This window comes from Inquilinus sp. (assembly GCF_057815775.1).
Genome location: NZ_JBYRFX010000976.1, coordinates 1 through 6,933, shown reverse-complemented (window position 1 = coordinate 6,933; position 6,933 = coordinate 1). Strand labels below are relative to the sequence as shown.

At 68.7% G+C, this 6,933-nt stretch carries 7 protein-coding genes and 1 pseudogene; 7 read left to right on the top strand and 1 reads right to left on the bottom strand.

The window, feature by feature from the left end; all coding sequences use genetic code 11:
- A pseudogene (locus AC3XYG_RS35000) lies at positions 1-761 on the bottom strand (amidohydrolase family protein); the annotation flags it as partial.
- 259 nt (positions 762-1,020) lie between these two features.
- Here AC3XYG_RS35000 and AC3XYG_RS34995 point away from each other — a divergent pair.
- The 7 genes from AC3XYG_RS34995 to AC3XYG_RS34965 all read left to right on the top strand — a co-directional run.
- Complete coding sequence (locus tag AC3XYG_RS34995; protein WP_489144511.1) at positions 1,021-1,794, top strand: ferredoxin--NADP reductase; 774 nt, start codon at positions 1,021-1,023, stop codon at positions 1,792-1,794.
- Positions 1,795-2,013: 219 nt separating this feature from the next.
- A complete protein-coding gene (hppD, locus tag AC3XYG_RS34990) occupies positions 2,014-3,135 on the top strand; it encodes a 4-hydroxyphenylpyruvate dioxygenase (protein WP_489144510.1) in 1,122 nt (373 codons plus the stop codon).
- Positions 3,132-3,524, top strand: coding sequence for a Rieske (2Fe-2S) protein (locus AC3XYG_RS34985; RefSeq protein WP_489144509.1), 393 nt, complete (start codon positions 3,132-3,134; stop codon positions 3,522-3,524). The genes hppD and AC3XYG_RS34985 overlap by 4 nt, the downstream gene beginning before the upstream one ends.
- A gap of 72 nt (positions 3,525-3,596) precedes the next feature.
- On the top strand, positions 3,597-4,682 hold the full coding sequence (locus AC3XYG_RS34980; RefSeq protein ID WP_489144508.1) for a LacI family DNA-binding transcriptional regulator: 1,086 nt from the start codon (positions 3,597-3,599) through the stop codon (positions 4,680-4,682).
- A gap of 143 nt (positions 4,683-4,825) precedes the next feature.
- Complete coding sequence (locus AC3XYG_RS34975) at positions 4,826-5,911, top strand: fatty acid desaturase family protein (RefSeq protein ID WP_489144507.1); 1,086 nt, start codon at positions 4,826-4,828, stop codon at positions 5,909-5,911.
- Between the two features lie 26 nt (positions 5,912-5,937).
- On the top strand, positions 5,938-6,252 hold the full coding sequence (locus tag AC3XYG_RS34970; RefSeq protein ID WP_489144506.1) for a MocE family 2Fe-2S type ferredoxin: 315 nt from the start codon (positions 5,938-5,940) through the stop codon (positions 6,250-6,252).
- 7 nt (positions 6,253-6,259) lie between these two features.
- Positions 6,260-6,933, top strand: a 674-nt coding sequence (locus tag AC3XYG_RS34965; protein WP_489144505.1) for an FAD-dependent oxidoreductase, incomplete at its 3' end; no start/stop codon positions are given.

The window sequence follows — 6,933 nt, the reverse complement described above, 5'->3', positions numbered from 1 at the left end:
CCGCGCTTGCAGCCCTCGCAGATGCAGCGGATCTGGCTGTCCGGCAGGGCGGTGTGGCCGCCATTGATGTGGCCGACGACATCGGCGTCGGTCTCCAGCACCACATCCTTGTCGATCAGGCCGGAGCCGGGGATCGACGGGCCGCCGGTGTGGATCGTGCTCTGGATCCCGTATTTGCGGGCCCAGCCGACCATGCGGTTGGCGGTCGGTCCGTCCTTGACCCCGCCCAGGCCGATCTCGCCGAGCAGGGTGACGCCGGCATCGGCCAAATCCTTGAAATCCTGCTCTTCCATCTCGTGCTCGATCACCGGCGCGCCGGCGTGCAGCTTCACGCCCGAGGGACGGAAGGCGGAGAAGCTGCGCTGCGCCGTGATCGCCAACGCCTTCAGCCCGACGATGTCGCGCGGCCGGCCCGGCATGTGAACCTCGCCGGCCGAGATCATGGTGGTGACACCGCCATGCAGGCTGCTGTCGATCCAGCCGATCTGGTTCTGCCGTGGCGTCCAGTCGCCGATGACGGGGTGGACATGGCTGTCGATCAGGCCGGGCGCCAAGGTCGTGCCATGGGCATCGATCACGGTGGTGGCGCCTTCGGTGTCGACATCCTTCTCGCGGCCGATGGCGGCGATGCGGCCGTCGATCGCGACCACGGTGTCGGCGTCGAGGATCGGCGCCTCCAGCTTGCCGCTCAGCAGCAGGCCGATGTTGCGGATCACCAGCTTGGCCGGGCCGGCCGGCTTCTGCGGCTCGTCATGCGCCATGAGACGTTCCTTTTGATCGCGCCCGTGCCGGGCTGCCTTCACCTGTCGAGAGCGATTGACATTAAAGCCGATCGCCCGTATTTATTGTTTGTATACAAACAATAATGTGCCCAAGCAAGGGTGCCTTGCGAATTCGTCGCAGCCGAAAAATCGTATCGGCATCGACATGAAACATGTCCTCGGTCACATTCCGCGCCTTGCGCGCGGGGCCACAGTTCCGCGCGATGCGCGTGGACACGAGCGCCAGGGAGCACGATCGGTGAGCAATTTCTACGAAGAGCGGGTCCTGAGCGTCCACCACTGGACCGACACGCTGTTCAGCTTCAAGACCACGCGCGACCCGACCTTCCGGTTCAAGAACGGCCAGTTCACGATGATCGGGATCCAGGTCGAGGGCAAGCCGCTGCTGCGCGCCTACAGCGTGGTCAGCCCGAACTACGAGGACGGCCTCGAATTCTTCTCGATCAAGGTGCAGAACGGGCCGCTGACCTCGCGCCTGCAGCATCTGAAGGAAGGCGACCCGGTCATCGTCGGCCGCAAGGCCACCGGCACCCTCGTGCTCGATAACCTGCTGCCCGGCCGCAACCTCTATCTCATGGGCACGGGCACCGGCCTGGCGCCGTTCATGAGCCTGATCCGCGACCCCGAGACCTATGAGCGCTTCGAGAAGGTCGTGTTGCTGCATGGCTGCCGCCAGGTCAGCGAGCTGGCCTATGGCGAGCTGATCACCAGGGACCTGCCGCAGGACGAGTTCCTGGGCGAGGACATCAGCAGCAAGCTGATCTACTACCCGACGGTGACGCGCGAGCCGTTCCGCAACCGCGGCCGGATCACCGACCTGATCACCTCGGGCCAGCTGTTCACCGACATCGGCCTGCCGGCGCTGGAAGCCGAGCACGACCGCGTGATGCTGTGCGGCAGCCCGCACATGCTGGCCGACCTCAAGATCATGCTCGAGGGCAGCGGCTTCAACGAGGGCAACCACGGCGAGCCCGGCCACTACGTCATCGAGAAGGCCTTCGTCGAGAAGTGACCGCTGGGCGGTTTTGCCGCCGATGATGATGGAATACAAAGGGGCTGCCGGAGCAATCCGGCGGCCCTTTTCGTCTCTTGCGCCCGTTTATGGCACTCAAGCCATCACTTCTGCTCGAAACGCGCATCTCTGGCTCTCGTGCCCCGCCCTTTCGCACGGAACGCCCACGCCGCCGCTGGTATCATCCCTGCAGACCCGCCACGCCTGGGAGAGCACCCGATGGGCCCCTATCCGCACGACGCACCGCCGGCCGAGATCACCGAGGCCAACCCGATGGGCACGGATGGCTTCGAATTCGTCGAATACGCCTCCGCCGAGCCGGAGAAGCTGGGCGCGCTGTTCGAGACCATGGGTTTCGTCCCCGTGGCGCGCCACAAATCCAAGCGGGTGACGCTGTACCGCCAGGGCGACATCAACTTCATCGTCAATGCCGAGCCGGACAGCTTCGCCAGCGATTTCGCCCGCAAGCACGGCCCCTGCGCCTGCGCCATGGCCTTCCGCGTCGCCGATGCCGAGCATGCCTTGAATCGCGCGGTGGCGCTGGGCGCCAAGCCGGTCGAGAGCCGGGTCAATGCCGGTGAGCTGCGCATCCCGGCGATCGAGGGCATCGGCGGGTCGATCCTGTATCTCGTCGATCGCTATGGCGCGAAGGGGTCGATCTACGATGTCGATTTCGAGTGGACCGGCGAAGCCGCGCCGCATCCGGAAGGCGCCGGCCTCTATTATCTCGACCACCTGACCCACAACGTCCATCGCGGCCAGATGGATGTCTGGACCGGCTTCTACGCCAGGCTCTTCAACTTCCGGCAGATCCGGTATTTCGACATCAACGGCAAGATGACCGGGCTGTTCTCGCGCGCCCTGACCAGCCCGGACGGCAAGATCCGCATCCCGATCAACGAGAGCGCGGATGAAAAGAGCCAGATCGAGGAATATCTGCGCGCATACAAAGGCGAGGGCATCCAGCACGTCGCCATGGGCTGCCGCGACATCTACGCCTCGGTCACCCAGCTGGGCGACCAGGGCCTGGCTTTCATGCCGGCCCCGCCCGACACCTATTACGCGAAGATCGCCGACCGGCTGCCGCAGCATGGCGAACCGGTGGAGCGGCTGCGCGAGCTGGGCATCCTGATCGACGGCGAAGGCGTGGTCGAGGGCGGCTACACCAAGACCCTGCTGCAGATCTTCTCGCAGACCGTGATCGGGCCGATCTTCTTCGAGTTCATCCAGCGCAAGGGCGATGACGGCTTCGGCGAGGGCAATTTCCGCGCCCTGTTCGAGAGCATCGAAGAGGACCAGATCCGCCGCGGCGTGCTGTCGGCCGACAGCGACGCGGCGTGACCGACCCCTTCGCCGGGCCGGACGCGGGGCCGGCCTGGCGCCGGCACCCGCAGGCCCCGGCGCCCGGCACCACGTTGGGACGGGTGGCGGAGATCGAGGATCCCGGCGTGCGGGTGCTGTCCTTCGGCAGCGGGCGCCGGGTGTTCTCGATGCTGCTGGTCCGCCGCGGCGACGCGGTGCGCGCCTTCCTCGACGCCTGCCCGCATGTCTGGCTGCCGCTGAGCTGGCGCGGCGGCAGCCTGCTGAGCGAGGACGGCGCCCGGCTGGTCTGTTCCAACCACTTCGCCGAATTCGATGCCGATGACGGCAGCCCCGTCTCCGGCCCCGCCGATTGCGGCCTCGACGCCATTCCGGTCCGGGTCGAGGACGGCGCCATCGTGATGGGCTGAGGCCGCGCCCCGTCGGCGTCATTCCCACGCCGCAGCATGACATGCCATGATGGAATTGGATGGAATTTCATCATGGCGGCGCCGATGTCGAACCCCATGGATTCGGATGCGCCCGCCAGCCGGCGCCGGCCCACGCTCGCCGATGTGGCTGCGGCCGCCGGCGTCGGGGTCGCAACCGTCGACCGCGTGCTGAACGGCCGTCGTCCGGTGCGGGAGGGCACCGCGGACCGGGTCCTGGCCGCGGCGGAGCGCATCGGCTATCACGGCTCGGGCCTGATCCGGCAGCGCCTGCTGGCCGCCACCCGGCCGCACCGGCGCTTCGGCTTCCTGCTGCAGAAGAGCGGCGACGCCTTCTACCAGGCGATCGGCGCCGCCGCCGCCCGCGCCGCGGCCGGGGCACGGGAGGTCCGCGGCGAGGCGGCGGTCGTGTATGTCGACGAGCTGGCGCCCCGGCGGATCGCCGACGAGCTGCTGCGCCTCGGCACCCGTTGCGACGCCGTCGCCTGCGTGGCGGTCGACCACCCCCATGTCACCAGGGCCGTGTCGGACCTGGCCGCCCGCGGCGTCCCGGTCTTCACCCTGCTCTCCGACCTGTCGGCGCCGGACCGGGCCGGCTATGTCGGCCTCGACAGCCGCAAGCTGGGGCGGACCGCCGCCTGGCTGGTGGCGCGAACGGCCGAACGGCCGGGTCCGGTCGCCGTCTTCGTCGGCAGCCATCGCTATCTCGGCCAGGAGATGTGCGAGATCGGCTTCCGGTCGTATTTCCGCGAGCATGCCCGCAACTTCGAGCTGCTGGAGACGGCGGTCAATCTCGACGACCCCGCGGTCGCCTACCCCTTCACCCTGGAGCTGCTGCAGCGGCATCCCGACCTGGTCGGGCTGTACGACGCCGGCGGCGGGCGGGAGGGCATCATCCGCGCCCTGCGCGAGGAGGACCGCGGCGGCCTCGCCGTGGTCTGCAACGAGCTGACGGAGGCGACCCGGGCCGCGCTGATCGACGGCACGATCAGCACCGTGCTGGCCCTGCCGGTCGACGAGTTCTGCGCCGCCGCCATCGCCGCGATGATCGAGGCGACCTCGGCCAGCCCCCCGGCCGGGCTGCGCCAGCACGTGCTGCCGTTCCGGATCTATGTCCCGGAAAATGTCGACCCGGCCTGAGCGTGGCGGCAATGATCCATCACGGGCACCGCCGCATCATGATGGATACGGATAGATTCCATCACCCCTCCGTTGAGGTCGCGGCACCCCCGGATTAGGCTCCTTTCCAACCCGCGACAGGCGGGGCGAAGCGGGAGGATGCGATGCCCGGGGAGATCGGCCGGAAGGATTACAGCCTGGTCGGGGCGGAGGCGCAGCGCGCGGTCGAGGCCGGGCTGGCCGGCGCCGCCTGGTACGCCTGCCCGATCCCGCGCAATGAGCTGAAGGCGCTGATGCGCCGGTCGGACGGGCCGGCGATCCGCGACACGCTGATCTGGTTCGCCGCCCTGGCCGTCACCGGCGGGCTCGGGGTCGTGTTCTGGGGCAGCTGGTGGGCCGTGCCGTTCTTCCTGGCCTATGGCGTGCTGTACGGCTCGGCCTCGGACAGCCGCTGGCACGAATGCGGCCACGGCACCGCCTTCAAGACGCGCTGGCTGAACGACGCCGTCTATCACATCGCCTGCTTCATGATCCTGCGCGAGCCGACGATCTGGCGCTGGAGCCACACACGGCACCACACCGACACCATCATCGTCGGCCGCGACCCCGAGATCGCCGCGCCGCGCCCGCCCGATCTGCTGGGCATCGCCCTGAACGCCGTCATGCTGAAGAGCAGCGCGGTCGCGATCCGCAAGCTGGCCCTGCACGCAGCCGGCCGGCTGACGGCGGAGGAAGCGACCTTCATCCCGGCGATGGAGCGACGGAAGGTCTTCCTGATTGCGCGGATCTGCCTGGCCATCTTCGCCGCCGTGATTGCCGCCTGCCTGGCTGCCGGCAGCATCCTGCCCGCCATGCTTGTCGGGCTGCCGACCCTGTATGGCGGCGGCATGACCCTGTTCTTCGGCCTGACCCAGCATGCCGGGCTGGCGGAGGATGTGCTGGACCACCGGCTGAACAGCCGCACCGTCATCATGAACCCGGTGTTCCGCTTCCTATACTGGAACATGAACCACCATGTGGAGCACCACATGTTCCCGATGGTGCCCTATCACGCGCTGCCGAAGCTGCACGCGGCGATGAAGCACGACTGCCCGCCGCCCTATCCGAGCTGCTGGGCCGCCTATCGCGAGATCATCCCGACCCTGCTGCGGCAGCGACGCGACCCGCGCCATCATGTGGTACGCCGCCTGCCGGCCGGCGCCTCGCCCGGGCCGGCGATCGGGACCGCCCGGGCCGTGCCGGCGGAATAATGCGCATCGACCAGGGAGAAGAGAGCATGGACGGCTGGATCGCGGCCTGCGCCGCGGATGAGATCGACGCGGAGGACGTGGTCCGCTTCGACCATGGCGGCCGCAGCTTCGCCATCTACCGCACCGGGGACGATCGCTATTTCGCCACCGACGGGCTGTGCCCACATGAGCAGGTGCATCTGGCCGACGGGCTGGTGATGGGCACGATCATCGAATGCCCGAAGCACAATGGCCGCTTCGACTTCACCACCGGCGCCGCCAAGGGCGCCCCGGTCTGCGTCGCCCTCGCCACCCACCCGGTGAAGGTGGAGGACGGCCAGGTCTTCCTGCGGCTGAGGTGACGGGCGCATGACCGGCCCCGGGATGGTGATCATCGGCGCCGGCGAGGCCGGGGCCCGGGCGGCGGCGGCCCTGCGCGAAGAGGGCTGGACCGGCCCGGTCACGCTGGTCGGTGCCGAGCGCCATCCGCCCTATGAGCGGCCGCCCCTGTCCAAGGCCGCGCTGCTGGCGGATGAAGCACCGGCCCCGGCCACGATCCTGGCGCGCGACCGCGCCGACGCGCTGGGCATCGACCTGATCCTGGGCACCGAGGTCACGGCCATCGACCGCGCGACCCGCACCGTGGCGCTGGCCGGCGGCCGCACCCTGCCCTATGCCCGGCTGCTGCTGGCGACCGGCGCGCGGCCGCGGCGCCTGGCCATACCCGGCCACGAGCACGCCCTGTACCTGCGCCGCTTCGACGATGCGCGGGCACTGCGGCCGCTTCTGTGGCCCGGCGCGCGCATCGCCATCATCGGCGGCGGGTTCATCGGGCTGGAGCTGGCAGCGACTGCGCGCATGCTCGGTGTTCACGTCACTGTTGTCGAGGGGCTGGAGAGGGTGCTGAAGCGCGGCGTCCCTCAGGAGATCGCCGATGCGGTCGCGGCAAGACATCGCCTTGAGGGTGTGGACGTCAGATGCGGGGTCACAATTGAATCCCTGACAGATGACGCGGGCAAGGCGACAGTCCGGATGGCCAACGG